Origin of the sequence: Nocardia puris, from assembly GCF_003315035.1 — a bacterium.
GTDB classification, from domain to species: domain Bacteria; phylum Actinomycetota; class Actinomycetes; order Mycobacteriales; family Mycobacteriaceae; genus Nocardia; species Nocardia puris.
The window spans coordinates 75,521-102,188 of the sequence record NZ_QNRE01000009.1 but is presented as its reverse complement, the minus strand read 5'-3'; the positions used below and the strand labels follow the sequence as shown (position 1 = coordinate 102,188).

The following is a 26,668-nucleotide window of genomic DNA, read 5'->3' as shown; positions in this document are numbered from 1 at the left end:
GGGCCCGACATCCCTCCCAAGGATGTCGGGCCCGCCGCGTGTCATCCCTCAGTCGATGGTGAACTCGAAAGTCGGTGCGCCGGAACCATCCTCGTCGGCGAGCGCGTCGTAGGTGAGCACATAGTCGCCCGTGGCGGGTTCGGGCACGACGAACACCACCGAGTTCCTCGGATTATCGATCGTCTGATTGGCGGCGAGTAGTTCGTTGATCGGCCCGCGGAAATCGGCCGCCAGCGTCTGCCCGTCCGGCGTGGTGAGCGTGAAGTACTGGTAGTAGATGTTGGCGCCGCCCGCGGGCACCCCGGCGTCACCGATCAGGGTGATCCGCAGGCCGAGATCCATTTTGCCGCGCTCGTTCTCGCCGTAGCTGGGCGCGAGCGTGGCGCCGGTGACGAGCACGGTGGTGTGGTCCTGCACCAGTTCGCCCGTCACGTCCAGCGTGCGCGGCTCGACGGACTCGACGTCGTCGCCGTCGCGCAGCGGGATCTTCGTCTGGTTGCCGCTCGACTCGCCGTACACCACGGTCATCGAGTCGAGCAGGCGGTCGGCGTCGCGCAGCACCGCCACGGACGTGGTGATCTTGCCGTCCGCCGAGCCGCCCGCGGGCACGGTGGGGTGGTCGAAGCCCGCGCCGCCGTCGATCTCGTCGCCGACCTGGAGGTAGGCGCGGATGCCTGGCATCTTGTCGTCGAGCGTGGTGTTGGTGAAGGTGAGCCCGAGGAGCACGTCGGCGCCGCCGTACTCGTCGGGCACCACCGTCGCGGTGTCCACGGTGATCTCGAAACCGTCGTACCAGCCCGTCTTGTCGATCTCGCGGACCACCGCCCGGTCGGCGGCGGGCGCACCGGCCGGTGGCTGCGCCGGTGCCGTCGTCGTGGTCGTTCCGCCGTCCGCCGGGGTCGCCGTCCCGCTCGTCTCGTCGCCGAGGCAGGCCGTGGTGACCAACAGCGCCGCGCCGATCAGCGCCACCCCGGTGATTCGTGCGGTCCTGCCCATGCCGCGCGCTCGTGTCTGCACGCTTCCTCCAAGGATTCCGGAACCCCAGCCGGGATTCGTTCCCCAGTGGATAGGTGCGGCAGGGCCGCGCATTAACGCCGGGAAGCGATCTCACCCCCCACCTCGGTGTCGTTTTCCCGCACCTCGCTGCGGAGGATGCGCAGCGATTGGCCGAGACCGCGCGCCAGCTGGGGGAGCCGGTTGGCGCCGAACAGCAGCACCAGCGCCCCGGCGACGATGAGCCAGTGGGTGGGACTCAGGGCGCCCATATCACTCCGGTTCCTTGTCCGCCGGATACACGGCGTCGACCTCGATCTCGACCAGCCAGCCCGGCACCGGCAGGCTCGCGACCTCGAGCGCGAAGCGGCTGGGCCGCGCCGGGTTGCGCTCCAGCGGCGCGGCGGGCGCGCCGGTGCCGAGCGGAACCAGTTCGGTATCACCGGTTTTCAGGTTCGTGTTGGCGAAGTACTGGCGGTAGGCGCGGTTCCAGCCCGCGTAGTCCGCGCGGTCGGTGCCCGGCGCGTTGTCCAGGAACACGCGCATCGACACGACATCGGCGAGGGACAGGCCCTGCTGTTCCAGGTTGGCCTTGATGCGGGCCAGCGCGTTGAGTCCCTGCGCCTCGGTGATGGTCACACCGCCGGTGAGCGCGCCGTCGGCGAAAGCGTCTGTGTCGATGAATGATTCGGGGGAACCTTCGGGCGCGGCGTCGTTCAGCGCCTCCGGGCCCAGCCCCGAGGACTTGTAGAAGTACGCGTCCTTCGCGATGGTCACGCCTTCGGCGATCATGGGGTTCTCCGCGTCGGCCGCCAGCACCGGCCGCGCGGTGAACGCGGCCGGTGCTGGTTCGGCGTCCGAGGAGGAGCACGCGGCCAGCAGCACCACCGAGGCCGACGCGAGGACCAGGCCCAGCGGGCGACGTCCGATCTTCATGGGTTCATTCCTCTTTCGTTGCGGATGATCAGGCGGCCTGCGCGACCCGTTCGTGGATCTGGGTGACGACCTTGCGCGCCGAGGTGAAAGCGCCGTGCTGCCAGGCGATCGCGTTGGACAGGTGGTCGCCGGCGAAGTAGATGCGCCCCACGGGGTCGAGCAGCTTTGTGTACTCGGGGGTCGCCTCGCCACCGTGCCCGGAGGCTCCGGCCCACGAAACCCACGCCGACTCCGAGTATTTCGTGCGCGCCCAGCTCCCCGAGAACGAGGACGAGACGTTCTCGCGATACTTCGGACCGTGGATCTCCGCGCCTTCCTTCAGCGCCTTCTCCAATCGCTGCCGGTGCGTGAGCGATTCGAACGCCCGCTGCCGCGCGCCGGTGCTGTAGTACCCGACCACCACACCGCGATCGGAGCCGAAATGGTCGTAGGGGAACATGATCTGGGAGATATCGCGGTTGGTGTTCGACGCGCCGCCGTAGATGCGGTCGTCCTCCTCCCACCACCGGCGCGAGTACTCGATGCCGAGCTTGCCCGAGGAGGTCGGCCGGGCCGCGCGCAGCGCCGTCAGCACCTCGCCCGGCAGGTTATTGGCCAGGCGGCCGATCAGGTTCGGCGGAATCGTGCAGATGCAATAGTCCGCCGTCTCCTGCTTGCGCACGCCGTCCTGGACGTATTCGACCGCCACGCCCTCGGGGGTGTTGCGCAGGGACCGCACCTCCGAGCCGTAGCGGATGCGGCCCGCGCCGATGGCGTTCTCGAACGCGTAGTAGATGCGGTCCATGCCGCCGACCGGGGTGAACATGAGCATCGCCTGGTCGTAACCGAATTCGAAGGTGAAGTTGCGGCCGATGCCGCCGCGGATCACATCGCTCATCCGGTACGGCGCCGTGGTGCCGCCGCCGAAGTCCAGTCCCGCACCGGGTTCGGAGTGATAGCCGCGCCGCGTCGACCCCAGATACCGTCCGTCGCTGGACAAGTCGCCGAAGTCGGTGAGGAATTCCGCGAGCGCGTCCTTGTCCTCGCGGCTCAGCACATCGTCGAGCGCGCCGCGGTCGGCGGCCTTCTTGAGCAGTTCGGAGAGGTAGCCGTAGGTGTCGGCCTTCGCCGCGCGGTAGGTGATCGAGGTGTTCGCCAGCGGCTGGTCGCCGGTGTAGTTGACCAGCGTCGTCGCGTTCTGGTTGCCGAACGCCTGGAGTTCCACACCGAGTTCGCGGCAGTAGTCCATGGTGATGTGCGTCTGCGGGATCCGCGTCGCGCCGAGGTTGAAATAGTGCCCCTCGGAGAACGTGCACGACTGCGTCTCCCCGTTGAGGTCGGTCTCCGTGGTGCCGTTGCGCACCGACCACACCCGGCCGCCCGGACGCTGCCGCGCCTCCAGGAGGGTCACCCGGTAGCCGGCCTTGCCCAGCTCGTAGGCCGCGCACAGCCCGGCGGGACCGCCGCCGAGAATCAGGATGGATCGATCGCCCGCCGCGTCACCGATGAGATCACCGGAACTGGGCGAGCGGAACCGCACCGCCGCCGGATCCGCCAGTGCCGGCGCCAAGCCCATCGTCGACATCGCCCCGTAGGCGAGCCCGGCGCCGCCGGCCATGCCGAGGCCCCTGATGAGCGATCTCCGTGTTACTTCCACATCGCCTCCCACATCCACCGCGCACATCGCGAGGTCGTCACGGGAGGCCACACTGCCCGCGGCCGATGTCGGAACACTTACCGCGCGGATACGGTCACCACACTCGCGAATGAGAACGGGCGCACCGGGTTTCTCGGTCGGGCATCGATCGGGGGTAACTGTCCGGCAACGGCCGCGAAACAGCGCGCCGCTAGGTTGATCGGCCATGTCCGCCCTGACCACGGCGATCGTCCGATCGTTCGAACCCGCGCAGCACACCGGAGGAGACGACTCCCCGATGCGGGTGCTGGGGCGCAGGCAACTGTCGGGTTACGAGGTGTTCGCGCAGTCGGTGGCCACCACCGCGCCCGCCGCGTCGATGGTCGTGGTGCCGACGATGCTGCTCGCGCACGGGGCGTGGCCGAGCGGATTGTCGACGCTGGTGGTGGTGCTCGTCGGCACCGTCCTGGCGGCGGCGTGCATCGCGCAGTTCACGCGGCGGATGATCTCGCCCGGCGGGCTCTACAGCTTCGCCTACCAGGGTCTCGGCGGACGCGGTGCGCTGCTCACGGGAGCGGCGATCCTGGTGAAGTACCTGGCGAGCGCGTCGATGACGCTCTACCACGGCAGTACCGCCGCGGTGACCGCGCTGGCGCAACTCGGTCTCGGATCGGGCGGCACCGCAACGAGATTCGTGGTCTGCCTGGTGATCGCCGCCGCCGTGCTGACGGCGCTGGTGCGCGGGGTGAAGCTCGCGGCGATGGTGATCCTCGGCATCGAGGTGTGCTCGCTCGCGTTCATCGTCGGGCTGATGGTGTTCGCGGGCGGCGCGGCCGAACCCCTCACGGTCGCGGCGGGCACCGGTCCGACGTCGCTGCCGTTCTGGTTGACGGCGGTGTTCGCGCTGGTCGGGTTCGAGAGCGCGACGTTCCTCGGGTCGGAGGCGAAGCGGCCCTACGTGACGGTGACGCGCGCGGTGGTGTGGACGCCGGTGGTGTGCGGTGCGCTGTTCCTGGTCGCCGGATGGGCCGCGTTCACCGGGCGGGCGAACTCGGTGGTCGAAGCGTATCTGCACGGGGCCAGCGCCGGATTCGGCGACGCGACGGTGATCCTGCTGCACACGGCGCTGGCGTTCTCGTGGGTGGCCTCGGCGATGGCGTCGTCGAACGCGGCCTCGCGGGTGCTGTTCACCATGGGGCTCGACGGGGTGCTGCCGCGCGGACTCGCCTTCGTGCACCGGAGTTTCCGCACGCCGGTGGCGGGGCTGCTGCTGACGGTCGGGATCGTCGCGACGGTCGCGATGGTGATGATCGGCGGTGGGCGCGCGGTGCTGCTGCCGCATCTGCAACCGGCGGCGCGGATCGGCGTCGTGACGGCCTACCTGGTGGTCGGCGCGGCGGCGCTGTTGTTCCTCACGCGCATCGGTGAGATCACGGCCGGCGTGCGCGTGGTGTGTGTGGCCGCGGTCGTGACGAGTTCGGCGGCGCTGGGCGGGCTGGTGCTGAGGGACACCGGGCGCCAAGGGTTTTCGGTGTGCGTGCTGGTGGTCCTGGTGCTCGGGGCGGTGCTGTGGTGGATGTGGTTGCGCCGCTTCGCGCCCCGCAGCCTGCTCACCATCGGCGCGTTCGACCGGGCCGATTCCGCCGACGTGCTCCCCGGCGCGGCCAGCTACGGACAGGATCCGTCCGGTGCGCTGGTGCTCGTCGCCGACCGGAAGTGTCCGCCGGTACCATGATGCGCGGCCGGGAACCCAGCGGGCACGAGCCCCGCGCGATGACAAGGGGACTGCAACTGCTCGAGGCCGTCGCCGAGATCGGTCCCGGCGCGACGGCGGCCCAGATCGCCGCCCACACCGGCATTCCCCGCGCCACCACCTACAAACTGCTCAACATCCTCGTCGCCGACGGCTATCTGGTGCGCATCGCCGACCTCTCCGGCTTCGCCCTCGGCATCCGCATCCAGCAGCTCGCCCGGCCCCAGCACCTGCCCGACCGCAATGCCGCCGTCCTCGAAAGCCTGCGCGGCGCGGTGCGTTACGGGGTGTTCCTGGCCGCCTTCACCGGCGATCGCGTCCGCTTCATCGACCGCGATCCCGACCACGATCTCCCCGGCGCCGCCACCATGTGCGACCATCCGCACGCGTCGGCGATCGGCAAGATCCTGCTGGCCCACCGGGGGATCGCGCGGCCGCCGCTGCGCAGGCTGACGCCCCGCACCATTACGGACGCGGAGGTGTTGCGCGCGGAACTGGATGGGGTGCGCGACACGGGTATCGCGCTCGAAGTGGACGAATCACGCGTGGGCCGTAGCGCTCTCGCGGTCGCTGTGCACGACGACGACCATCGCGTGACAGGGGCGCTGACCGTGGTCGGGAAGACGGGCCGGCTCCCGGCCACCGATCCGACGCTGACGGAGTTGGTGCTGGAACACGCGCGCTCGCTGCGCATTCCGTTCGACGGGACGGTGCGGCGGACGAGCACACCCGGCGCGGCGACCTCGTGAAGGGCATCACGATCGGCCGACGGCATGGACTGCTCCGGCCAACTCCGGACGCGGATGCCGCGGTGTTCGGGCGATCGTCGATCGTTGCGCGGAAGCGCTCCCCGTTCAGGACGTTTCGCGGTGCTTGGCGCAGGCCTTGCAGGTGCCGAACACCTCCACCGTGTGACTCACCTCGATGAACCCGTGTTCGGCGGCGATCGCCGACGCCCACGCCTCCACGGTGGGGCCTTCCACCTCCACCGTGCACCCGCAGTGGCGGCAGACGAGGTGGTGGTGATGGCCGGTGGAGCACTGGCGGTAGACGGATTCGCCCGAGTCGGTGCGCAGCACGTCGACCATGCCGGCGTCGGCCAGCGACTGGAGGGTGCGGTAGACGGTGGTCAGGCCGATGCCCTCGCCGCGGCGGCGCAGTTCGTCGTGCAGCTCCTGGGCCGAGCGGAACTCGTCGATATCGCCGAGCAGCGCGGAGATGGCGCTGCGCTGGCGGGTGCTGCGGACCCCCACCGACTTCTGCCGCTCCATGGTCTTGTCCTGCACCCTGTTCACCCTTCCTCGGCGTGCGCGACGGCGTCGACGACGATGTGCGCCAGGTGGTCGTCGACGAGTTCGTAGAGCACCTCGCGCCCGGACCGCTCGCCGTGCACCACGCCGGCGGCCTTCAGGATGCGCAGATGCTGGCTGACCAGCGGCTGGGTGACGCCGAGCGCGTCCACCAGCTCGTGCACGCAGCGCGGCGACTCGCGCAGTTGCAGCACGATGGCGATGCGCACCGGGGCGGCCAGGGCGCGCAGGAGCTCACCCGCGTCCTCCAGCACGGTCCGCGAGGGGACCGGCGCGGGCCCCGGCGAACGATAGGGGGTGTGCGAATGCGCGGCGGCCGTGTCGGCGGTCATCGGAACCAACTCCTTATTGGAAAGCGATTCCATTTTGATATGCATGCGTGCGCATGTCAAACAGGCTCGCGGTGCCCGTCCGACCAGCGTGCCACGTCGCCGCGGAACGCGCCGCGCCCTGTGCGGTGGAAAGTCGTTTGGTCTGGGTCGATAGTCTGTAGCCAGCGGTCCGGTCCGGACCGCGGCAATCCGTACTCGCAGTGGATGGAGAATTCTCGCGTGGCACCCAAGTCGAAGGTGGACACCGTTGCCAACCTCGCCAAGCGCCGGGGTCTGGTGTACCCGTGCGGTGAGATCTACGGAGGCACCAAGTCGGCGTGGGACTACGGTCCGCTCGGCGTCGAGCTGAAGGAGAACATCAAGCGCCAGTGGTGGCGCGCGATGGTCACCAGCCGCGAGGACGTCGTGGGCCTGGACTCCTCGGTCATCCTGCCGCGCCAGGTGTGGGAGGCCTCGGGTCACGTCGCCACCTTCACCGATCCGCTGGTCGAATCGCTCATCACGCACAAGCGCTACCGCGCCGACCACCTGCTCGAGGCGTACGAGGAGAAGCACGGCCACCCGCCGGCCAACGGCCTGGCCGACATCCGCGACCCAGAGACCGGCGATCCGGGCCAGTGGACCGAGCCGCGCAACTTCTCCGGCCTGCTCAAGACCTTCCTGGGCCCGGTGGACGACGAGGAGGGCCTGCACTACCTGCGGCCCGAGACCGCGCAGGGCATCTTCGTCAACTACAAGAACGTCGAGACCACCGCGCGTAAGAAGCCGCCGTTCGGCATCGCCCAGATCGGCAAGAGCTTCCGCAACGAGATCACGCCGGGCAACTTCATCTTCCGCACCCGCGAGTTCGAGCAGATGGAGATGGAGTTCTTCGTCAAGCCGGGCGAGGACGAGCAGTGGCACCAGTACTGGATCGACACCCGCCTGGCCTGGTACACCGACCTCGGCATCGATCCGGAGAACCTGCGCCTCTACGAGCACCCGAAGGAGAAGCTGTCGCATTACTCGACCCGCACCGTCGACATCGAGTACCGTTTCCGCTTCCAGGGCAGCGAGTGGGGTGAGCTGGAGGGCGTCGCCAACCGCACCGACTACGACCTGCGCACGCATTCGGAGCACTCCGGCGTCGACCTGAGCTACTTCGATCAGAACGCGGGCGAGCGCTACCTGCCCTACGTCATCGAGCCTGCGGCCGGTCTCACCCGCTCGCTGATGGCCTTCCTGGTCGACGCCTACACCGTCGACCAGGCGCCCAACGCCAAGGGCGTGATGGAGGAGCGCGTGAGCCTGCGCCTGGACCGCAGGCTCTCGCCGGTGAAGGCCGCCGTGCTGCCGCTCTCGCGCAACGCCGACCTCACCCCGAAGGCCAAGGACCTCGCCGCCCAGCTGCGCAAGCACTGGAACGTCGAGTTCGACGACGCGGGCGCCATCGGCCGCCGCTACCGCCGCCAGGACGAGATCGGCACCCCGTTCTGCATCACGGTCGACTTCGACACCCTCGAGGACCAGGCGGTCACCGTCCGCGAGCGCGACTCCATGGCGCAGGAGCGCATCGCGCTGGACAAGGTCGAGGGCTACCTGGCCCAGCACCTCATCGGCGTGTAAATCCCGGTTCCGACGACCCGCGGCCTCCCGGTCGCGGGTCGTCGTGCGTCCGGGACCGGTTCGGGGGCAACGCTGTTCGCCGTTGCCATAGCGGTTCTGGTGCAGCGCTTCACCGACGTGGTGCGGCGATGTCGTGCGTGGACGGGCAATGTTCCAGTAGGTAGGCGAGGGCCGACCGGGCTCAAGGTGCGGGCACGTCCCAGAAGGCGAGTTCGTGGCGCATGCCTTCGCGGAAGAGGTGTTCGGCGCGGGCGGGGTCGGCGCCCGACTCGTCCAGCATCTGGGCGCAGCGGCGGGTGAGGGCGGCGAAGCCGGGGTCGGCGTAGGTGTCGACCCAGCGGCGGTAGCGCGGGTCGGCGGGCGGGTTCTCGGCGAGCCGGGCGCCGAGCGTCGAGTAGCCCCACATGCACGGGTAGAGCGCGGCCAGCCCCTCGGCGTAGTCGGCCGCCGACTCCAGCAGGAACGCGGTGTAGGCCGCGCAGGGCGCGCCCTTGGTCGCGCCGTCGAGGTCGGCGCCGAACTCCGCGGCGAGCGAGCGGTGCAGCGCGAGCTCGTCGTGGAAGGTGGCGTGCGCGAGGTCGACCAGATCGCCGAGATGGGCGGCGGGCGCCTGCCAGGCGAGCCTGCTGAACACCCGCACGTAGTCGAGCAAGAAGAGGTAGTCCTGTTCGAGCCAGGACCGGAACACCGGCTCCGGCAGCTCGCCCGAGGCGATGCCGGCGACCGTCGGATGGGTGAGCTGTTCGGCCACCAGCGGGCCTCCGATGTCCTCGAGATGTGCGGCGAGACTCATGCCCGACAGTGTGGCGTACCGGCCGGTTTGCGCGCGAAGCCGCCGTGCCTCACGCTGTGCGGTGTGTGGTGCAAAACCGGGGACGAGCTGCGCGAGCTGGCGCCGTCCGAACAGCGATTCGTGCGGCACGCGACCTTCACCGGTCGCTCGGTCGCGGTGGCGGGCGTGCTCGATATCGCCGCGCTGCGAACAGCTTTCGCCGACCTCCGCCGCGCCCATCCGATCCTGGCCTGCCGGATCGGGGAGAACGCGGCCGGGGCCGGCGTGCTGCTGCGGCCAGCCGGACCCGGCGTCGAGGCCGGGGTCCGTGCGGGAGCCGTCGCCGAACCCCGGCTGCCGGCCGGGCGGATCGACCCCACCGTGCAGCTCGCTTACCTGGACGTGGTGACCGACGGCGAGCTGGCGCGGGTGACGTTGTACGCGCACCACGCCATCGCCGACGCCGGGCACTGCGTGGCGCTGCTGAGGCGGCTGTGGGAACGGTACTCCGATCTCGTCTGTGGCATCGCGACCGAGGTTGTGCCACAAGGCTTTCCGTGTCCACTGGAATGGTATGCCGGGCAGTACGGCGTCACCCGGGCCGGAGTGTCCGGGCTGGAAGAGGCGTCGGTCGACCGGGTGGCGTGCCCGTTTCCGCCGGACCCGGCGGTGCCCGCGCCCCCTGCGCTCTACCGTCCGGCGCGGATCGTGCTGGACGCCGAGCACACGGCGCGCCTCACCGAACGCGCGCGCGAGGGCGGCGGCGTGAACGGTCTCGTCACCGCCGCGCTGATGCGCGCCTACGCGGCCGAAATCGGTTACGGCGCGGGCGAATCCGTGGTGCTGAGCTGCGTGTACCCGGTCGACATGCGCGCCAGGTTGCAGCCGCCGGTCGCGGCCGCCGACGGCACCAATATGGCCGGGCTGACCGCGTTCACCGCCGAGATCGACCCCACCACCGACCCGGTGGACCTGGGCGTGCGCGTCACGGCCCGACTGCATCACGATCTGGCCGAAGGCATTGTCGCGCAATCGGTCCTGCATTTCCCCGACTACTACGGCCCCGCCGCCACCCGCGCCATGCCGGGCCACGTCGCCGTCACCAACACCGGCCGCGTCCCCCTGCTGCGCACCCCACCCGGCCTCACCATCACCGACTACGAAATCGTCTACCTCTCCGCCCACCCCCGCCCCTCGACCGGCCCGTCCGCGGCCGTCACCTTCCTCGTCTACAGCTTCGCCTCCCGCCTCACAATCGGCGTCCTCGGCGGCGGCGCACACCTCCCGGCAGCGGTGGAACGCGAATTGAGCGCCCTGACAGCCTTTTCCGTCGACGTGTGAGCGCGCCGCCGCCCGCGTAAAACCCAGGGGTTCGATGATGGCCCGACTTCGTGGACAATGCGGGGGACGGGACGGACGAGTGGAGGGTGATCGAGCGGTGCCTGAGGCGACACGGGAAACCGGCGGTGGACTGCGCGCGGCGGCGGTCGGGTTGGCCGCGCTCGGCGTGGGGGAGGTGGTGGCGGCGAGCCGGGGTGGGTCGCTGATCGACAGTTTCGGCCGCGCGCTCACCGACACCGCGCCGATCCCCGTCGTCGAGGCCGCCGTGACGCTCGCCGGGCGGCACGACAAGCTCGCGATCCAGCTCGGCGTCGGCGCGGGCGCGCTGGCCACCGCCGTCGCCGCGGCGGCGTTGCCGGATCGCGCGCGCGACCTGGTGGCCGGGGCGGTCGGTGCGCTGGGCGCGGCGGTGTCGCTGCGGCAGCCCAGCCGGTCGGCGTCGGCCGTGGCGGGTGCCGGTGTCGCGGCCGCGACGCTGGCCGCCGGATTGCGCGGGCGGCCGCGAGGGCGACTGTTCACCGCCGCGACGGCGGCCGCGGGCGCCGGTCTGCTGGCCGCGGCGCAGATCGTGCAGCGCGATCATGATCGCAAGTGGCACAACGAGATCCGTAGCGTGGGCCCGATGGGCGGGCTCGGTCTCGTGCCCGAGGACGGGCTCGACGAGCCCGGACTCTCCCCGCTCGTCACCACCGCTGGCCGCTTCTACGTCGCCGACGTGAGCCCGCGCCCACCGCGCATCGACCCGCGGCGCTGGCGGCTGGCCGTCACCGGTCAGGTGGCGCATCCGCTGCGGCTCTCGCTGGACGAACTCGCCGCCGACGCGGTCGAATTCGACGCCGTCATGGTGTGCGTGCACAATCACGGCGGGCAGGGGCGCGTCGGCAACGCCCGCTGGTTCGGGGTGCCGCTCGCCGACCTGCTGAAGCACGCGATCCCCGAGCCGGGCGCCACCAAGCTCGTGACCCGCGCCGCCGACGGCTACACGATCTCGCTGCCGGTCGAGCCGCTGCGCAGCGGAGAGCTGCCCGGTTACCTCGTCATCGGGATGAACGGGCAACCGCTGCCGCCCGAGCACGGCTTCCCCGCGCGCGTGTTCGTGCCCGGCCTCTACGGCCAGTACACCGGCGCGAAATGGCTGACCGAGCTGGAGCTCACCGACGACTCCCACCTCGACTACTGGGTGAAACGCGGTTGGACCCAGGACCTGCTGCGGGTGGAACCGCACGCCCGCATCGACGTCACCGCTCCCGGCCGCACCGTCGCGGGCACCCTCACCGTCGCCGGCGTCGCCTGGGCGCCCCCGCACGGCGTCGCGCGCGTGGAGATCCGCGTCGACGACGGCGACTGGCAACCCACCGACCTCGGCACCGAACTCGCCCCCGCCGCCTGGCGCCGCTGGCGCACCACGGTCGAACTTCCCTCGGGGACCCACACGGTGTCGGCCCGTTGCGTCAGCAATTCGGGGCGCGTTCAGGAAAGCGCGCACCGCCCGTCGTTCCCGTCGGGTCCGTCTGGGCTGCACTCGGTGAAAGTTCAGGTGTAGCTGGATCGTTCGATCCCGGCGGTGACGAACCACCGGGACCGACCAGCCCTCTCACCGAGTCGTGATGGGTTCCTGGAGTTCGGTGACCCACCCGCTCGGGTCCTCGCTCCATTCCAGCGTCACCTCGCGGGACTGCCCGTGGGTGCGGTACCCGTTGGCGTCGACCCAGCGGCCCAGCGCCTGCCAGGGTTCGAGGACGTCGTCCATGCTGCCGCGGTGCACCACGGTGGCGGCGCGCTCGACGGCGGGCAGATCGACGATCGAGAACCCTTCCGCCGCAGCGGATTCGGCGTTCACCGGCAGGGCCGCGTGCACCAGCACGGTCCCGTCCTGGCGCTCGTCGTAGTAGGCGATGGCGGGGCCGACGGGCTGGATGCCGCTCGCCTGCAACAGCGCGCAGAGCTTGTCGAAGAGCGGCCCGACCACGGGTCCGATCGACTGCGGCTCGAAACTGTCGGCCACGCCGGTCGTCTCGGCGACCCGCACGGCGGGGATGGACTTGATGACCACATCGTTCGCGGGCATGGTGCCCTCCTTCTCGATGATCCGGAGCCTGGTCTCCACCTGGCGCAGCCGGGCGCGGTCGCCCTCGATCCGCCGCTCGAGCTCGGCGTGGCGCAGCATGAGCATGCCGCGCAGCTCCGCGCCGCTCACCTCGTCGTTCAGGATCTGGCGCACCTGTTCCAGGGTGAAGCCCAGCTCCTTGAGCGCGACGATCCGGTTGAGCCGGGCCAGCTGGCCCGCCTCGTAGAACCGGTAGCCGGTGGCGGGGTCCACCGCGTCCGGCCGCAGCAGCTCGATGGCGTCGTAGTGGCGCAACATGCGCACCGACACCCGTCCGTGTCTGGCGAAATCTCCGATACTGAACATGACGCCTCCCGGTGTATCGGCTGACACGGTGTCAGGGTCAAGCCCGGCGCTCAGAACCGTCCGCCGCGCCCCACCCGGCGCGAGCCGCCGGACCCGCCGAACGATCGGGGCCGGTACCCGCCGCCGGAGCGCCGCGACCCCGACGCCGCACCCCGCAGCAGTCCTTCCACCAGGATGCCACCGAGCACCGCGCCGGTGGTCTGCGCGCCACTCGACGAGAACGTCTGGTTCGACTCCCACGCCCGCACGCTGGCCTGCGCCTCCTGCAACGCCCGTCCGCCCAGGTCGGCGGCGGCCTGCGCGTGCGGCAGCGCCCGCGCCGGGTCGGTGGCGTCGAGCCGCTGCGCCTCGTCCAGGTTGCGCTGCGCCTCCGAGAGCCGGGTGCGGGCGTTCACGTCGACGCCGCCGCGCCGCGTGGTGATGAAATCGCTCGCCGCGCCGATGCGGGCGCGCGCGTCGGTGAGCGCCCGGTCCAGCCTGCGCCGCAGGTCCTCGGCCGCCAGCTTCCGGTCGGTGGCGGCGGCGATCGCGCGGTCGAGATCGGCGTCGGCGGCGACGGCGGCGTGGAAGGCGCCCAGGGGGTCGCTGTCGGCGCTCGTGCGCGCGCGGTCGAGCGCCTGCCGCGCGGCGGCGGTGGCCCGTTCCAGTTCCGGTCCGCCGAACTGCGTCAGCTCGGCGGCCGCGGCGATATCGCCTTCGAGTTCGGTGAGCGCGGCCGGGATGCCGTCGCGCGCCTGCTGAATGTTTGCGGCGGCGTTGTCGACCGCGTCCAGCAGCGTGCGCGCCTGACCCACCGCGCTTTCGGCGGCCCGGATCGCGGCCACCGCGCCGCCCTGCGCGCCCACCGGCTGCGCCATCGCCTGCCTGCCCGCGTCGACGTTCTGTTCGGCGAACGTGATGCGTTCGCGCGCCATCCGCACGTTATCGCTGATCGGGGCGAGCACGCTGGCCGGATACGCCGCGGTGAGTTTCGTCAGCTCGGCCTCGGCGGTGGGCGCGCGACCGGTGAGTTCCACCAGGTCCCGGGTGAGCGCGTCCAGGCGGCTCGGCGCGTTGATGAGCAGATCGCGCATGGCGTCGAATTCGGCGACCCGCGCGTCGAGTTCGCGGTCGGCGCGGCCCACGGCGCCGATCAGCTCGACCAGCAGCCTGCGCTGCTCGTCGGGGGTTTCGGGGATGTCGTCGTCGAGTTGCTGGCGGATCGTGAACGCCCGCGCCGCTGCGGCTTTCGCGTTCTCCAGGGCGGTGGTGAACGGGGTGGTCGCGGTGGCGCCGAACTCGCCGACGGCCAGCTCCAGCTCCTCGGCGCTGGTGCGCAGCGCGTCGTCGATCTCCACCAGCATCTCCGTGGAGCGGGTGTGCAGGGCCTCGAGGGGGAGGGCGGCGACGGCGGCGCTGTCGGTGGGATCGACCTGCCGGGCCGCGGCCAGGTCCTTCTTGTTCCGGTCGCGGCGGCGCTTGCGCGAGTAGAACACCAGCGCCGCGACCGCGAGCGCGATCACCAGCGCGGCGATGAACAGCCCCCGCACGCTCACCCCGCCCGCGCCCGCCGCGTCGTTGAGACCGTCGGCGGTCGCCACGCCGGCGTCGGCCCACCGGCCGTCGCGCAGCGCGGGTTCCACGTCGCGGGTGAGGATGCGGTCGAGTTCACTCTCGCTGACCCCGCTGGGGAGTTCGCCGTCGAACCAGTACTCGCGGTCACCTGTGGCGACGGCCAGCAGCACGTCGCGGTCGCCGAAACCGGAGGCGGTGGCGGTGCGTCCGGCCCACGACTGCGGGGTGAGCCCGTCGAAATCGCGCACGTAGGTGATCCACAGCCGGATCTGCCGGTCGTCGTAGAGCCGGTTCACCGCGTCGCCGACGCGGGCCTGGTCGCCGCCGAGCGCGCCGGCCCGGTCCACGACGTAGGTGTCCAGGCGGGCGGGCGGTTCCGCGACGGCGGGCGCACCGGCCAGCGCGGTGGTGATCAGCAGGAAGAGGAGGGCGACCGTCCGGGCGGACCGGGTGGCGAGACGGCTCGGCTGCGACAGCATCACACGAATGTATCCCCGGCGGGTGTCGGGGGAGTGGATAGCATCGAGGCGTGATCACGATCGATCGCCCCTACACGGGCCACGTGTCCCCCGGATCGAATCCCCAGCAGCGCGATCTCGAGGGCGCGCGCGTCCTCAAGATGGCCGTCGGCGCCATGGACAATAACGTCTACCTCGTGCAGTGTGCCGCGACCGGCGCCGCGCTGCTCATCGACGCCGCCAACGAGCCCGAGCGCATTCTCGAACTCGTCGCCCAGGAGGCGCCGGGCAAGATCAAGCTGATCGTCACCACCCACCAGCACCCCGACCACTGGTGGGCGCTCGAGGAGGTCGCCAAGACCCTCGGCGTCCCCACCGCCGCCCACCGCCTCGACGCCGACCCGCTCCCGGTGACCCCCGACCGCTACCTCGAGGACGGCGACGTCCTCGAGATCGGCGACCTCCCCCTCACCATCCACCACCTGCGCGGCCACACCCCCGGCTCGATCGCCCTCGCCCTCCCCGAAGAGCCGGGCCGCACCCACCTGTTCACCGGCGACTCCTTGTTCCCCGGCGGGGTCGGAAAGACCCACAACCCAGAGGATTTCACCACCCTGCTCGCGGACGTCACCACGAAACTCTTCGCCTATCCGGACGACACGGTGGTGTATCCGGGGCACGGTGACGACACGACGCTCGGGGTCGAGCGGCCGCATCTGGAGGAGTGGCGCGAACGGGGGTGGTGAGTCGTAAGGCGCGCGGGCCGTTCACGCGGCCGAAGTGCCGCCTACTTTGTGCGCGTGGCGAGGGCGGTACTCGGGGGGAGTGGCCTACTCCCCCCGCACCGCCACAGCGGGCGGGTGCAAGCTCTCGAACATCAACTCCGAGCTGAGCTTCCCGTGCCCCGCGGCGACCTGGCGATCCACCAGATCGCGCACCGCCCCGATGATGTCGAGATCGACCCCCGCATCGCGGCTCGCGGAAACGATGGCGTCCAGCGCCGCCTTGGTGAAGTCCAGCGGCTGGACGACGGTCGTGTAATCGCCGCTGTCGATCTGGGCGCCCGCCTCGGGCAGGCTCGCCGTCATGGCCGAGATCCACGCGGCCGCACGGTGTCCGAACTCCTCGGCCCTCATGCCGATCGTGCGCACCATCGCCGCGCCGTGGTAGAAGCCGCTGAACATCGTGTACATCCCGGCCAGCAGCGCGAAGTCGACCAGCGACGCGCTGCCCGCGTCGGTGCCGAAATACTCTGCCGTGCCCAGCAATTCGAACACCGGGCGGTAGGCGTCGAACACCTGGCGTGAGCCGCTGTAGAGCACGGTGGAGCCGGGCTGCCCGATCATGCTGGGGACAGCCATGATTCCGCCGTCGAGGTAGGCGATGCCGTGCCCGGTCGCCCAGTCGGCGAGTTCCCGCGCACCCGCGGGCTCGGTGCTGGTGAGGTTCACCAGCACCCGCCCGGCCAACGACGCCGCCACCGAGTCGAGCACTTCGTGTACCGACGCGTGGTCGAGCAGGCAGGCGATCACCAGATCGGCGTCCGCGACCGCTTCGGAGACGGTCCGCGCGCCGATTGCCCCCGCCGCGACGAGTTCCGCGTCACGCCCCGCGCTGCGATTCCACACCGTCGTCGGGTGCCCGCCGCGCAGGAGCGCGTCGGCGAGTGCCCGGCCCATCGCCCCGAGCCCGAGCACCGTGACCCGGACAGACGGAATTGCCGATTGCGGATAATCCGCCATGTTGAATCCACTCCTCGGTGATACGAGATCAATTCGGTGTGGCGCGCCGGAATCCATCGTCGGCGCGGTGCGGGCGCTCCGGCAAGTACCCACAATGAAGTCCAGTACGAACCTCAACGTAAGTGACCAGGTCGGCGCCTTCCGCCGCCCGGCCCGGCGACCTGGCAGACTTGGTGAGTGATCTCGGCTCCTCAGCGCTCGGCTCCGGCGCACGAATCCGGTCTCGCGCGCGGGGCCGGCCCCGGCTTGGCGCGCTGGATCCGCCGCATCGTCGCGGCCGCGGTGCTGATGGCCATGGTGTTGGTCGGCGGCACCGCTGTTCGCGTGTGGCAGGTGGCGCGCATCAACGACTACACCCCGGCCGACGCCATCGTGGTGCTCGGCGCGGCCCAGTACTCGGGCACGCCGTCCTCGGTGTTCGAGGCGCGGCTCGATCAGGCGTATCAGTTGTTCGAAGCCGGCGTCGCGCCGCGCATCATCACCGTCGGCGGCAAACAGGAGGGCGACCTCTATACCGAGGCCGCGTCCGGCAAGAACTACCTGGAGGGGCGCGGCGTCCCGGCCGACGCCATCCTCGCCGTCGAGACCGGCTCCGACACGCTGCGCAGCATCGAAGCGGTCGCCACCGCCATGAAAGCGCGCGATATGTCCTCGGCGGTTCTGGTGAGTGACCCGTGGCATTCGCTACGCACCCGCACCATGGCCCGCGACGCAGGCCTGCGCGCGTGGACCGCGCCCACCCGCACCGGCCCCGCCGTCTACACCCGCGAATCGCAGGCACACGGCATCGCCAGGGAAACCCTGGCCCTGGTCTGGTATCAGCTCACGCACTTCTCCGCCGACTTCCCCTACACTGCGGGCCAGTGAGCCCGATGAGCCACACCTACACCGCCCACGATCGCGAGCGGATGGTCACCGAGGGCGCCAAGACCGCCGGACTCGGCCCGCCGCGCGCCGAATTCGACACCGGGCACCGCACCGAGTTCGCGCGCGACCGCGCCCGCGTCCTGCATTCGGCCGCGCTGCGCAGGCTCGCGGACAAGACGCAGGTCATGGGCCCGCGCGATGGTGACACCCCGCGCACCCGGCTCACCCATTCGCTGGAGGTGGCCCAGATCGGGCGCAGCATCGCCGACGGTTTGCGCTGCGATCCCGACCTGGTCGACCTCGCCGGTCTCGCCCACGACATCGGGCACCCGCCTTACGGCCACAACGGGGAGCGCGCGCTCGATCAGTTCGCCGACGCCTTCGGCGGTTTCGAGGGCAACGCGCAGAACCTGCGCATCGTCACCCGGCTGGAACCGAAGGTGTTCGGACCTGATGGCGTGAGCGCCGGGCTCAACCTGACCCGCGCCGCCCTCGACGCCGCGCTCAAATACCCGTGGGGCCGAAGCGGTTCCGGCTCGAAGTTCGGCGCCTACGACGTCGACACCGACCGGCTCGCCTGGATCCGCGAGGGCGCGCCCGTCGGCAGGCGCAGCCTGGAATGCCAGATCATGGACTGGTCCGACGACGTCGCCTACTCCGTGCACGACGTCGAAGACGGCATCATCGCCGGCCGCATCGACCTGCGCGCCCTCGCCGACCCGGGCGAACAGTCCGAACTGGCCCGCATGGGTCACGCCCAGCACAGCGGGCTCAGCACCGACGAGCTGGCCGCGGCGGCGCAGCGGCTGTCGGAGCTGCCCGTGGTGGCGGCCGTGTTCGAGTTCGATCACACGCTCGCCGGGTTCGTCGCGCTGAAGCGGCTCACCAGCGAGCTGGTCGGCCGGTTCGCCACCGCCGCCATCATCGCCACCCGCGCCGTCGCCGGACCCGAACCCCTCTCTCGGTACGCCGCCGATCTGGAGATCCCGCCCGTGGTGGCCGCCGAGGTCGCGATTCTCAAGACGGTGGCCCTGCGCTACGTGATGTCGGACACCGAGCACCTGCGCCGCCAGGCCGCCCAGCGCGACCTCATCCACGCCGTCGCCGACCGCCTGCTCGCCGCGGCTCCCCAGCATCTCGATCCGCAGTTGCTGCCGTGGTGGAAGGCCGCCGACACCGACGCCGCCCGCGTGCGCGTGGTGGTGGACCAGATCGCGTCGTACACGGAGAGCAGGCTGGAGCGGTTCGCGGCGTCGTACGGGGTGTGACCCGTTCGCCCGGCGGACCGGACCGGCGGTGACGGCGCTAGACTCGACCCGTGGCCGGACGACTCCCAGATCGCGATATCGCGGCGATACGCGACCGAGTCCGGATCGAGGATGTGGTGGGGGAGTACGTCGCCCTGAAGCGGGCGGGCGCGGATTCCATGAAGGGCCTGTGCCCGTTCCACGACGAGAAGTCGCCGTCGTTCCACGTGCGGCCCAACCACGGCCTGTTCCACTGCTTCGGCTGCGGTGAGGGCGGCGACGTCTACAAGTTCCTCCAGAAGATCGAGCACATCGGTTTCGTGGAGGCCGTCGAGCAGATGGCCGACCGCATCGGCTACCAGATCAACTACGAGGGCGGCGGCACCTCGGTGCAGCGCGATCGCGGCACCCGCGCCCGCCTCGTCGCCGCCAACGCGGCCGCCCACGAGTTCTACATGGCGCAGTTGCGCGAACCCGAGGCCGAGGCCGCCCGCAAGTACCTCACCGAGCGAAACTTCGACGGCGAGGCCGCTCGTCAGTTCGGCTGCGGCTACGCCCCCGACGGCTGGGACACCCTCACCAAACACCTGCTGCGCAAGGGATTCGAGTTCAAGGAACTCGAGGCGGCCGGTCTGTCGCGCCAGGGCAGGCGCGGGCCCATCGACCGCTTCCACCGCAGGCTGCTGTGGCCGATCCGCAATCTCGGCGGCGAGGTCATCGGCTTCGGCGCGCGCAAACTGTTCGACGACGACACCATGCCCGGCAAGTACATCAACACGCCGGAAACCATGCTGTACAAGAAGTCTCAGGTGCTGTTCGGCCTCGACCACGCCAAACGCGAGATCGCCAAGAGCCACCAGGCCGTGGTCGTCGAGGGCTACACCGACGTCATGGCCATGCACCTGGCGGGCGTGAAAACCGCTGTCGCCGCGTGCGGTACGGCATTCGGCGACGAGCACATGGCGATCCTGCGCCGCCTGCTGATGGACGACAACTTCTGGCGCGGCGAGATCATCTACACCTTCGACGGCGACGCGGCGGGCCAGGCGGCGGCGCTGAAAGCCTTTGTGGAGGACCAGAAGATCTCCGGTCAGACCTTCGTCGTCGTCACTCCCGACGGCCAGGATCCGTGCGAACTGCGCCAGCGCCAAGGTGACGCCGCACTGCGCGACCTGGTCGCCCGGCGTGAGCCGCTGTTCGAGTTCTTCCTGCGTATGGAGATCGAGAAGCGCGAGGACGCCAACGGTGACCTCAGCCCCGCCATGCAGGTGGAGGTGCTGCGCTGGGCGGTGCCGATCGTCGCCCAGATCAAGGATCACGGCGTCCGTAAGCGTTATGCCACGCAGCTGGCCGACCGCACCGGTTGGCTCGACGTCGGCCAGGTGCACCGCCGGGTGGACGAGGAGGCGCGCAAGCACCGCCGCGAGGGTTCCCCCGCGGGCGTCGCGCGCGCGGAAGCCAAGGCGCGCGCCGGGCAGCCGCCCGCCCCGCCCGCCACGCGGCCCAACCCGAAGGACCCCGTGCTGCTGCCGCAGCGCCAAGCCCTGTGCGCCGCACTGCAATACCCCGCGATCGCGGGCACCGTGTTCGACTCGCTCGAGGTGGACGCCTTCACCCACCCCGCCTATGTCGCGGTGCGCACGATGATCGCCGAGGCGGGCGGCACGTCCAGCGGGCTCGGCGGGGCAGAGTGGGTCAACGCCGTCGCCGACGCCTCCGACGACCTCACCCTGCGCGCGATGGTCTCCGAACTGGCCGGCGAACCGCTGCCCGTGAAGTCCGCCGACGACATCCCCCGCTTCGTCACCGGCGTGCTCGCCCGCGCGCAGGAGGCGTGGGTGGGCCGCCAGGTCGCCGAACTCAAATCCAAACTCCAGCGCCTCTCCTCGACCGAGCAGACCGACGCCTACATGGCGCTGTTCGGCGACCTGGTCGCGCTCGAGCAGTACCGCAAGAGCCTGCTGACCCAGGCCATGGGCAACTACGACGACTTCACCACGGTGTGAGCGCAGCGGTCCGCGCTTCGGCGCGGACCACCGGGACCACGTCGGCGAAGAACCGTTCCAGATGGGGTTTCGCGGCCTCTGGATCGCTCGAGAAGAACCCCTCGATCCCGAACACCTGATTGCCGAACGCCTCGGGGGGTGGGGTGTTCGGAGGAGCTCCACAGCCGACCGCATACCGGGGCGGAGGCACTCGATCGGCATGGAGCTTCTGGTGCCCGAATCCGGACTCGAACCACAAACCTGCCGATCACCAGTCCGCTGCTCGTCCGGGCCACTTCAACGAGGCGCGGCCGAGACGCGCGGGTAGCGATGAGGTTCCAGCCGGGCCGCCAGTCGTGTCGGGTGGTCTGCCGGCGGTTCGGGGTTCAGGGGACGCGGCGCGAGCCTGGGTACCGCATGCCGAGGCGCGGGCTGTTGCCGTCAGTCTCGATACCCAGGCGGAGCGCGCCCTCAGCGGCGGAGTTGGTCGTGGGGGACCATCACGGTGGTGCGCTCGTCGATGGGCTCCATCGGCTCGAGCTGGGGGCGGGTGCTGAGTTTGTCGGACAGCTTCTGGCGGCCGACCTGCACCAGCTTGCGGGTCACCGGGCTCGTGGTGACCGCGCGCGTCGCCGACGAGATCTGTTCGTAGCGAGCCCGCCCGGCCTTACTGCCGAGCACGTAACCGGCCGCGACGCCGATGATCAACCGCAGCATTCCTCGAGCTCCTCCCAATCGCCAGTGCGCGGGTACCATCCTGCCCGACACGGGGTCCCCCTGTCGATCCGGATCGCCCAACGTCGCCCCCACATCCCCCCAGCTAGAGGCACGATTTGGGAACCCGACCACCGATAGGCTAGAGTTTCTCCTCGGTCAGCCCGGCAAGGGCGAAGCCACCAGGATAGTCCCCTATAGCTCAATTGGCAGAGCAGCCGACTGTTAATCGGCAGGTTTCTGGTTCGAGTCCAGATGGGGGAGCATCATAGCCCTCTGACCTGCGGGAACGCGAGGCGGGTCAGAGTTCGCTGGTCCCGATCGGGCGCAAAAATGTAGAAAAGTCGTCGTTAAGTCGCATCGCGTCGTGGTCGGTCGTATCGCGTGGGGACCGTGGTCTCGGCGGGTCACCGCCCGCGCGGACGGCTGGGTGGTGCCTCGCACCGCCGAATTCCGGACTGGCGGTCGGGCGGTCCGGTGCCGGGGGCACGACGGCTCAGTCGGGCCGGTCGTCGCGGCGCTTGCGCACGGCGCGGTGGATCACCTCGGCTGCCTCGTGATGGGCTTTGCCGCGCCGCATGTATTTGCGTTGGGTCATCGCGGGATCGGCGTGCTGCAAGACGTCGGCGGTGACGCGGGCCGACGATTGGCGTCGTCGAGCAGCAGCGCGATGAGTTTCCGGAAGGAGTAGGGTTTCCGGAAGGAGTAGGGGACGAAGTCGTCGGGCAGGTCCAGCGCTTCGCGCACACCGCCCAACGACGAATTGGGCAAGCGAATCGGCAACGTCACCCAAGCCGTCCCGCACACCACCGCCCTGCTCATCGTCGCGGCAACAGTCGCGGTCTGTTGGTAACGCGCCTTCGCCTCGTCGCTGTCGCCGGCGAAGCACGCGTCCACGGGTTTGTTCTCCATGATCAGCCGGATCGCGCATCCCCGGCGGGGCGGGACATCCGCATGCCACCATCCCCGATGCCAGCCACTTCGTCCAGCAAGACCCGCTACTGCGTCTGGCCGAGATCGTCGACCAGTTCATCGAATCAGCGTGATCGTGCCGATCCACCCGGAACCGTTGATCATCACCGCATGGCGGGGCCATTGCTACTCCCGATCCCGACTGATGCAGAATCCTCGGATGGGCGACGGGTGGGACAATGAGGCAGGCTTCGAGACGATCGTCGAGAGGCACCGGCGGGAACTGCACGTGCACTGCTATCGGATGCTCGGCTCGTTCGACGAGGCCGAGGACCTGATCCAGGAGACGTTCCTGCGGGCCTGGTCGAAGCGGGACACCTTCAATCGCGGCGACAACGCCCGGGCCTGGCTGTATCGGATCGCCACCAACGCATGCCTCGATGTGCTGCGCCGGCGCCGGCGTGTCTCGGCGATGGAGTCGTTCGCCGAGGTGCCGTGGCTGCAGCCCTATCCGGACCACCTGCTGGACCAGGTGTCGCCTTCGGAGCGGCAGCCGGAGGAGATCGTGGTGGCCCGGGAAACGATCGAGCTGGCGTTCATCGCCGCCCTGCAACTGCTGCCGGCGCAGCAGCGGGCGGCCCTGGTGCTGCGCGAGGTGATCGGCTGGTCCGCGGCCGAGACGGCGCAGGCCCTGGACACCTCGGTCCCCGCGGTCAACAGTGCCTTGCAACGGGCTCGCCGTACCATGCAGAGCCGCCGGTCGACCGACTCCGACGGCAGGCGCACCGAGCTCAGCGCGGAGGAGAACGAGCTGCTACGGCGGTACGTGGACCTGCACGAGAATCCCCAGCCGACCGCCATGGCGGCTCTGGTCCGCGACGACATCCGCATCACCATGCCCCCGCAGCCGGTCTGCTTCATCGGGTGGGACTCCCTGGCGCCCTTGCACGAGCTGGCCTTCGGCCCGGAAGGCCTGGGCGATTGGAAGGTACGGCCGACCGTCGTCAATCGGATGCCGGCCGCCGCCTGCTATCGGCGGGCCACCGGCGACAACTCCTACCGAGCCTTCAAGCTCGACGTCTTGCGGTTCCAGGGTGGCCTGATCGCGGAGATCACCACGTTCGAACGCCCTGTCTTCGACTGGCTCGGACTGCCCATCGAGCTGTGACCGGATGACGCAGACTGCCGGCTCGGCACCTTGTACGAATATCCGGACCGATGAGTTCGCGATCGGGATGTCGTTGTACCTCATGAACCGACCGGGAACGACCCGGGCGGCATCGACGAGGAGATCATCATGGGCAAGGTCGCGTTCGACATCAGCGTCTCGCTGGACGGCTACATCGCAGGGCCCGGCCGTACGGCCGACGCGCCGATGGGACAAGGCGGGGACCAGCTGCACAACTGGATGGGCAGTGAGGACGGTCAGGCCCTGCTGGGAAGGATGGTGGTGGGACTGGGTGCGGTGATCGCAGGCCGGCGGACCTATGACGACTCGGTCCACTGGTGGGGTGCCGACGGCCCGAGCGGTCCGGCGCGGCGCCCCACCTTCGTGGTGACCCATGCGGCGCCGGCCGACTCGCCAGAGAACGGTGTCTACCGGTTCGTCACCGGTGGCATCAACGCCGCGCTCGATCAGGCCCGGGACACGGCGGGTGATCACACCGTCTGTGTGATGGGCGGGGCCCACCTGATCCAGCAGTTCCTGGCTGCCGGCCTGGTCGACGAGGTCTCCTTGCACGTGGTTCCCGTGCTGCTCGGCGCCGGCACAAGACTGTTCGACGGCGTCCCGGCGGCGCAGCTCCCGTTGGAGCCGCTGGAGGTGATCAACACCCCGACGGCGCTGCACATACGGTACGGGGTGGTCACGTCGACGTGATCGCCAAGCTGCGCCACTGGGCTCGGCCCGAGCCCAGTGGCGCAGAAAGCCCGGACCGCACCCTGCTCCTGCCGGATCGCCGACTTCGCCAGACCGTTCGCCGACCGAATGCGCGCTCCACTTGTCCATCATCGCGGCAGTCCATGCCCAGGGATACAGACCCGAGAACTCGATGAACGCGCCGATGGTGGCGGCGCGAACCTTTACCGTCGGTCTCGCGGGACAGCCTCCCACCCAGCTGCTGCTTGGACCACTCGGACAGCATCGCCCGACCATGCACCTTCGGGGTGCAGACGGGTAACGCCGAAGACGAGTTCGAGATGCGCCGAGCCCGGTGCTTCTCCATCGGCCACACCACCTCGGTCGGCGGCGCCCGTCGCGACCGGACAGTGACCATCATCACTGTGGAGGGGCGCCGCCTGCCGAATATCGCCCCGACCGGTGGTTTCCATCCGGAAGTAAGTCCGTTGGCGCCGGAAAATCAGGTGCTTCCTGTCGGTGCCCGGCGGAATACTTGCCGACGCCCGATGAGTTCGAGCAAGCAGCCCCGTCTCAACATCCGTGACCCGAGACGCGACGGTTGTGCTCGCGGCGGGTGTCGTCATTGTTCATGCTCCGGAAGGTAAATCGATGCCCGCCGAATCCCTCGCCCCCGCATCGGCGGGCCGGACGCCGACCGTCGTCCGGGTGCTCGTGCTCGCCACGTTCGTGGTGATCCTGAACGAGACCATCATGATCAACGCGATCCCGCGGCTCATGCACGATCTGGACGTCACCGAGGTGGCGGCGCAGTGGGTGTCGACCGCGTTCATGCTCACCATGGCGGCGGTCATCCCGACCACCGGCTGGTTCCTGCAACGCGTGACCACGCGCAGCGCCTACACCGTGGCGATGGGTGTGTTCCTCGCGGGCACGGCGCTGTCGGCCGTGGCACCGACCTTCGAGGTGCTGCTCGCGGGCCGGATCGTCCAGGCCGTCGGCACGGCGGTGATGATGCCGCTGCTGATGACCACGCTCATGACGGTGGTGCCCGAGCACGACCGCGGCCGCGTGATGGGCAACGTCACGCTGGCGATCTCGGTCGCGCCCGCCATGGGCCCCGTGATCTCCGGCGCCGTGCTCCAAGCCGGTTCGTGGCGATGGCTTTTCGTGCTGGTGCTGCCCATCGCGGGTGCGATCACCTGGTCGGGGCTGCGGCACCTGGAGAACGTCGGAGAACCGGAAGCCGGCGCGATCGACATGCTCAGCGTGGTCCTGGCCGCACTCGGCTTCGGCGGTCTGGTGTTCGGCCTGAGCCGCTTCGAGGGCGGCCTCTCCGCCGAGCCCGTGCTGATCGTGGCCGCCGGCGCGGCGCTCATCGCCGCCTTCGTGGTCCGCCAGTTGAGCCTGCAGCGCACCGGCACGCCGCTGCTGGACCTGCGCACGCTGCGCTCGGGCACCTACACCAAGGCGCTGGCGCTGATGGCGATGGCGTTCATGGCGATGCTCGGCTCGATGATGCTGCTGCCGCTGTATCTGCAGAACATGCGTGATCTCAGCCCGCTGGAAACCGGCCTGCTCGTCATGCCGGGCGGCCTGGCCATGGGTCTGCTCGGCCCCACCATCGGACGGCTGTTCGACCGGTTCGGCGGGCGCCCGCTGGTGATCCCCGGCGCCGTCGGCATCGCGGTGTCGATGGCCGGCTTCACCCAGATCTCGCTGACGATGCCGTACTGGCAGTTGCTGGTGCTGCACATCGTGCTGATGATGTCGCTGGCCGCGATCTTCACGCCCGTGTTCACCCTGGGCCTCGGCGCGCTCCCGCAGCATCTGTACTCGCACGGCAGCTCCATCCTGGGCACCCTGCAGCAGGTCGCCGCGGCGTTCGGCACCGCGCTCGTGGTCACCGTGATGTCGGCGCGCAGCACCGCGTTGATCGACGGCGGTACCGACCCGCTCGAGGCGGGCCTGGACGGCGCGCGGCTGGCCTTCCTGGTCTCGGCGGCGCTGGCGCTGGCCGTGATCGTGCTGGCCGTCTTCCTGCCGAACCGCGCGCCCGCTCCGGACGAAGTCGCCGAGGACGCCGAGCCGGTGCTCGTCAAGGGCTGACTGTCCTGTTCGCTGAATCGGCCGTTTCGTTCGGTTCGGGGGACCCTCGGCGCGAAAACCTCCGACGGGAAACCTGGGATGAACCAACGCTTTCGGAATCCTGTCGGCCGTTCGGGGAGATGGCACACTTGTCGGTGGGTGTTCTCCCCGAT

At 70.1% G+C, this 26,668-nt stretch carries 24 protein-coding genes and 1 tRNA gene; 13 read left to right on the top strand and 12 right to left on the bottom strand.

Annotation, left to right across the window (positions count from 1 at the left end; all coding sequences use genetic code 11):
• Window positions 1–48: 48 nt before the first annotated feature.
• The 4 genes from DFR74_RS21735 to DFR74_RS21720 form a co-directional block, all read right to left on the bottom strand.
• A complete protein-coding gene (locus DFR74_RS21735; RefSeq protein ID WP_147265870.1) occupies window positions 49–1,017 on the bottom strand; it encodes a hypothetical protein in 969 nt (322 codons plus the stop codon).
• 71 nt (window positions 1,018–1,088) lie between these two features.
• Window positions 1,089–1,265 carry a Sec-independent protein translocase subunit TatA gene (locus tag DFR74_RS21730; protein WP_067511935.1) on the bottom strand — a complete coding sequence of 59 codons (177 nt, stop codon included), beginning with the start codon at window positions 1,263–1,265 and terminating at the stop codon, window positions 1,089–1,091.
• Window position 1,266: 1 nt separating this feature from the next.
• Window positions 1,267–1,929 (bottom strand): Rid family hydrolase, encoded by a 663-nt coding sequence (locus DFR74_RS21725; RefSeq protein ID WP_067511933.1) that lies wholly within the window; start codon window positions 1,927–1,929, stop codon window positions 1,267–1,269.
• Between the two features lie 28 nt (window positions 1,930–1,957).
• Window positions 1,958–3,526: a flavin monoamine oxidase family protein gene (locus tag DFR74_RS21720; protein ID WP_228791315.1), complete on the bottom strand. Its 1,569-nt coding sequence runs from the start codon at window positions 3,524–3,526 to the stop codon at window positions 1,958–1,960.
• 244 nt (window positions 3,527–3,770) lie between these two features.
• Between DFR74_RS21720 and DFR74_RS21715 the strand changes: the two genes are divergently transcribed.
• Both DFR74_RS21715 and DFR74_RS21710 read left to right on the top strand, forming a co-directional pair.
• Window positions 3,771–5,279 carry an APC family permease gene (locus tag DFR74_RS21715; RefSeq protein WP_067511931.1) on the top strand — a complete coding sequence of 503 codons (1,509 nt, stop codon included), beginning with the start codon at window positions 3,771–3,773 and terminating at the stop codon, window positions 5,277–5,279.
• A 38-nt stretch (window positions 5,280–5,317) separates the two neighbouring features.
• Window positions 5,318–6,046 (top strand): IclR family transcriptional regulator, encoded by a 729-nt coding sequence (locus tag DFR74_RS21710; RefSeq protein ID WP_113975248.1) that lies wholly within the window; start codon window positions 5,318–5,320, stop codon window positions 6,044–6,046.
• 105 nt (window positions 6,047–6,151) lie between these two features.
• Here the strand turns inward: DFR74_RS21710 and DFR74_RS21705 are convergent, their stop codons facing one another.
• Entirely contained in the window at window positions 6,152–6,568 is a 417-nt protein-coding gene (locus DFR74_RS21705) for a Fur family transcriptional regulator (protein WP_067512024.1), read from the bottom strand.
• Window positions 6,569–6,588: 20 nt separating this feature from the next.
• Entirely contained in the window at window positions 6,589–6,939 is a 351-nt protein-coding gene (locus DFR74_RS21700) for an ArsR/SmtB family transcription factor (RefSeq protein ID WP_067512021.1), read from the bottom strand.
• A gap of 204 nt (window positions 6,940–7,143) precedes the next feature.
• Between DFR74_RS21700 and DFR74_RS21695 the strand changes: the two genes are divergently transcribed.
• A complete protein-coding gene (locus DFR74_RS21695) occupies window positions 7,144–8,544 on the top strand; it encodes a glycine--tRNA ligase (RefSeq protein ID WP_195125756.1) in 1,401 nt (466 codons plus the stop codon).
• A 181-nt stretch (window positions 8,545–8,725) separates the two neighbouring features.
• Here DFR74_RS21695 and DFR74_RS21690 read toward each other — a convergent pair whose 3' ends face one another.
• A complete protein-coding gene (locus DFR74_RS21690; RefSeq protein ID WP_067511928.1) occupies window positions 8,726–9,337 on the bottom strand; it encodes a TenA family protein in 612 nt (203 codons plus the stop codon).
• A gap of 63 nt (window positions 9,338–9,400) precedes the next feature.
• On the opposite strand from DFR74_RS21690, the gene DFR74_RS21685 reads away from it, so the two are divergent.
• Together DFR74_RS21685 and DFR74_RS21680 are read left to right on the top strand one after the other, a co-directional pair.
• Complete coding sequence (locus tag DFR74_RS21685) at window positions 9,401–10,657, top strand: phthiocerol/phthiodiolone dimycocerosyl transferase family protein (RefSeq protein WP_232331848.1); 1,257 nt, start codon at window positions 9,401–9,403, stop codon at window positions 10,655–10,657.
• Window positions 10,658–10,754: 97 nt separating this feature from the next.
• Window positions 10,755–12,200 carry a molybdopterin-dependent oxidoreductase gene (locus tag DFR74_RS21680; protein ID WP_113975234.1) on the top strand — a complete coding sequence of 482 codons (1,446 nt, stop codon included), beginning with the start codon at window positions 10,755–10,757 and terminating at the stop codon, window positions 12,198–12,200.
• A 51-nt stretch (window positions 12,201–12,251) separates the two neighbouring features.
• On the opposite strand, the gene DFR74_RS21675 is transcribed toward DFR74_RS21680, so the two are convergent.
• On the bottom strand, window positions 12,252–13,070 hold the full coding sequence (locus tag DFR74_RS21675; protein WP_067514868.1) for a MerR family transcriptional regulator: 819 nt from the start codon (window positions 13,068–13,070) through the stop codon (window positions 12,252–12,254).
• A gap of 50 nt (window positions 13,071–13,120) precedes the next feature.
• On the bottom strand, window positions 13,121–15,103 hold the full coding sequence (locus DFR74_RS21670; protein ID WP_113975233.1) for a TPM domain-containing protein: 1,983 nt from the start codon (window positions 15,101–15,103) through the stop codon (window positions 13,121–13,123).
• 50 nt (window positions 15,104–15,153) lie between these two features.
• On the opposite strand from DFR74_RS21670, the gene DFR74_RS21665 reads away from it, so the two are divergent.
• A complete protein-coding gene (locus DFR74_RS21665; RefSeq protein ID WP_067514331.1) occupies window positions 15,154–15,828 on the top strand; it encodes an MBL fold metallo-hydrolase in 675 nt (224 codons plus the stop codon).
• 84 nt (window positions 15,829–15,912) lie between these two features.
• Here DFR74_RS21665 and DFR74_RS21660 read toward each other — a convergent pair whose 3' ends face one another.
• Window positions 15,913–16,824 (bottom strand): NAD(P)-dependent oxidoreductase, encoded by a 912-nt coding sequence (locus DFR74_RS21660; RefSeq protein WP_067514332.1) that lies wholly within the window; start codon window positions 16,822–16,824, stop codon window positions 15,913–15,915.
• Window positions 16,825–17,001: 177 nt separating this feature from the next.
• On the opposite strand from DFR74_RS21660, the gene DFR74_RS21655 reads away from it, so the two are divergent.
• The 3 genes from DFR74_RS21655 to dnaG are packed head-to-tail and all read left to right on the top strand — an operon-like array spanning window position 17,002 to window position 20,944.
• Window positions 17,002–17,691: a YdcF family protein gene (locus DFR74_RS21655; protein ID WP_067514334.1), complete on the top strand. Its 690-nt coding sequence runs from the start codon at window positions 17,002–17,004 to the stop codon at window positions 17,689–17,691.
• 5 nt (window positions 17,692–17,696) lie between these two features.
• Entirely contained in the window at window positions 17,697–18,959 is a 1,263-nt protein-coding gene (locus DFR74_RS21650; RefSeq protein ID WP_067514336.1) for a deoxyguanosinetriphosphate triphosphohydrolase, read from the top strand.
• 50 nt (window positions 18,960–19,009) lie between these two features.
• Window positions 19,010–20,944, top strand: coding sequence for a DNA primase (gene dnaG, locus DFR74_RS21645; protein ID WP_067514337.1), 1,935 nt, complete (start codon window positions 19,010–19,012; stop codon window positions 20,942–20,944).
• Window positions 20,945–21,394: 450 nt separating this feature from the next.
• On the opposite strand, the gene DFR74_RS21640 is transcribed toward dnaG, so the two are convergent.
• The gene (locus tag DFR74_RS21640; protein ID WP_067514339.1) at window positions 21,395–21,640 is read right to left on the bottom strand and encodes a hypothetical protein; all 246 of its coding nucleotides are present in this window, start codon (window positions 21,638–21,640) and stop codon (window positions 21,395–21,397) included.
• A gap of 188 nt (window positions 21,641–21,828) precedes the next feature.
• On the opposite strand from DFR74_RS21640, the gene DFR74_RS21635 reads away from it, so the two are divergent.
• Window positions 21,829–21,901 (top strand) — tRNA-Asn (locus DFR74_RS21635).
• Window positions 21,902–22,231: 330 nt separating this feature from the next.
• Here the strand turns inward: DFR74_RS21635 and DFR74_RS21630 are convergent.
• Window positions 22,232–22,549 (bottom strand): hypothetical protein, encoded by a 318-nt coding sequence (locus tag DFR74_RS21630; protein ID WP_067514341.1) that lies wholly within the window; start codon window positions 22,547–22,549, stop codon window positions 22,232–22,234.
• Window positions 22,550–22,769: 220 nt separating this feature from the next.
• On the opposite strand from DFR74_RS21630, the gene DFR74_RS21625 reads away from it, so the two are divergent.
• From DFR74_RS21625 to DFR74_RS21610, 3 genes are all read left to right on the top strand, one after another.
• The gene (locus tag DFR74_RS21625; RefSeq protein WP_067514345.1) at window positions 22,770–23,717 is read left to right on the top strand and encodes an RNA polymerase subunit sigma-70; all 948 of its coding nucleotides are present in this window, start codon (window positions 22,770–22,772) and stop codon (window positions 23,715–23,717) included.
• A gap of 129 nt (window positions 23,718–23,846) precedes the next feature.
• On the top strand, window positions 23,847–24,428 hold the full coding sequence (locus DFR74_RS21620; RefSeq protein WP_067514343.1) for a dihydrofolate reductase family protein: 582 nt from the start codon (window positions 23,847–23,849) through the stop codon (window positions 24,426–24,428).
• A 630-nt stretch (window positions 24,429–25,058) separates the two neighbouring features.
• Window positions 25,059–26,516 carry an MDR family MFS transporter gene (locus DFR74_RS21610; RefSeq protein WP_113975232.1) on the top strand — a complete coding sequence of 486 codons (1,458 nt, stop codon included), beginning with the start codon at window positions 25,059–25,061 and terminating at the stop codon, window positions 26,514–26,516.
• The last annotated feature ends 152 nt before the right edge of the window (window positions 26,517–26,668 follow it).

Coding starts and splice junctions, on each gene's coding strand:
- DFR74_RS21730 (WP_067511935.1), bottom strand. CDS start 1,265: ATGGGCGCCCTGAGTCCCACCCACTGGCTCATCGTCGCCGGGGCGCTG.
- DFR74_RS21725 (WP_067511933.1), bottom strand. CDS start 1,929: ATGAAGATCGGACGTCGCCCGCTGGGCCTGGTCCTCGCGTCGGCCTCG.
- DFR74_RS21720 (WP_228791315.1), bottom strand. CDS start 3,526: ATGGCCGGCGGCGCCGGGCTCGCCTACGGGGCGATGTCGACGATGGGC.
- DFR74_RS21715 (WP_067511931.1), top strand. CDS start 3,771: ATGTCCGCCCTGACCACGGCGATCGTCCGATCGTTCGAACCCGCGCAG.
- DFR74_RS21710 (WP_113975248.1), top strand. CDS start 5,318: ATGACAAGGGGACTGCAACTGCTCGAGGCCGTCGCCGAGATCGGTCCC.
- DFR74_RS21705 (WP_067512024.1), bottom strand. CDS start 6,568: ATGGAGCGGCAGAAGTCGGTGGGGGTCCGCAGCACCCGCCAGCGCAGC.
- DFR74_RS21700 (WP_067512021.1), bottom strand. CDS start 6,939: ATGACCGCCGACACGGCCGCCGCGCATTCGCACACCCCCTATCGTTCG.
- DFR74_RS21695 (WP_195125756.1), top strand. CDS start 7,144: ATGGAGAATTCTCGCGTGGCACCCAAGTCGAAGGTGGACACCGTTGCC.
- DFR74_RS21690 (WP_067511928.1), bottom strand. CDS start 9,337: ATGAGTCTCGCCGCACATCTCGAGGACATCGGAGGCCCGCTGGTGGCC.
- DFR74_RS21675 (WP_067514868.1), bottom strand. CDS start 13,070: ATGTTCAGTATCGGAGATTTCGCCAGACACGGACGGGTGTCGGTGCGC.
- DFR74_RS21670 (WP_113975233.1), bottom strand. CDS start 15,103: ATGCTGTCGCAGCCGAGCCGTCTCGCCACCCGGTCCGCCCGGACGGTC.
- DFR74_RS21660 (WP_067514332.1), bottom strand. CDS start 16,824: ATGGCGGATTATCCGCAATCGGCAATTCCGTCTGTCCGGGTCACGGTG.
- DFR74_RS21650 (WP_067514336.1), top strand. CDS start 17,697: ATGAGCCACACCTACACCGCCCACGATCGCGAGCGGATGGTCACCGAG.
- DFR74_RS21640 (WP_067514339.1), bottom strand. CDS start 21,640: ATGCTGCGGTTGATCATCGGCGTCGCGGCCGGTTACGTGCTCGGCAGT.
- DFR74_RS21630 (WP_067514341.1), bottom strand. CDS start 22,549: ATGGAGAACAAACCCGTGGACGCGTGCTTCGCCGGCGACAGCGACGAG.
- DFR74_RS21625 (WP_067514345.1), top strand. CDS start 22,770: ATGGGCGACGGGTGGGACAATGAGGCAGGCTTCGAGACGATCGTCGAG.
- DFR74_RS21620 (WP_067514343.1), top strand. CDS start 23,847: ATGGGCAAGGTCGCGTTCGACATCAGCGTCTCGCTGGACGGCTACATC.
- DFR74_RS21610 (WP_113975232.1), top strand. CDS start 25,059: ATGCCCGCCGAATCCCTCGCCCCCGCATCGGCGGGCCGGACGCCGACC.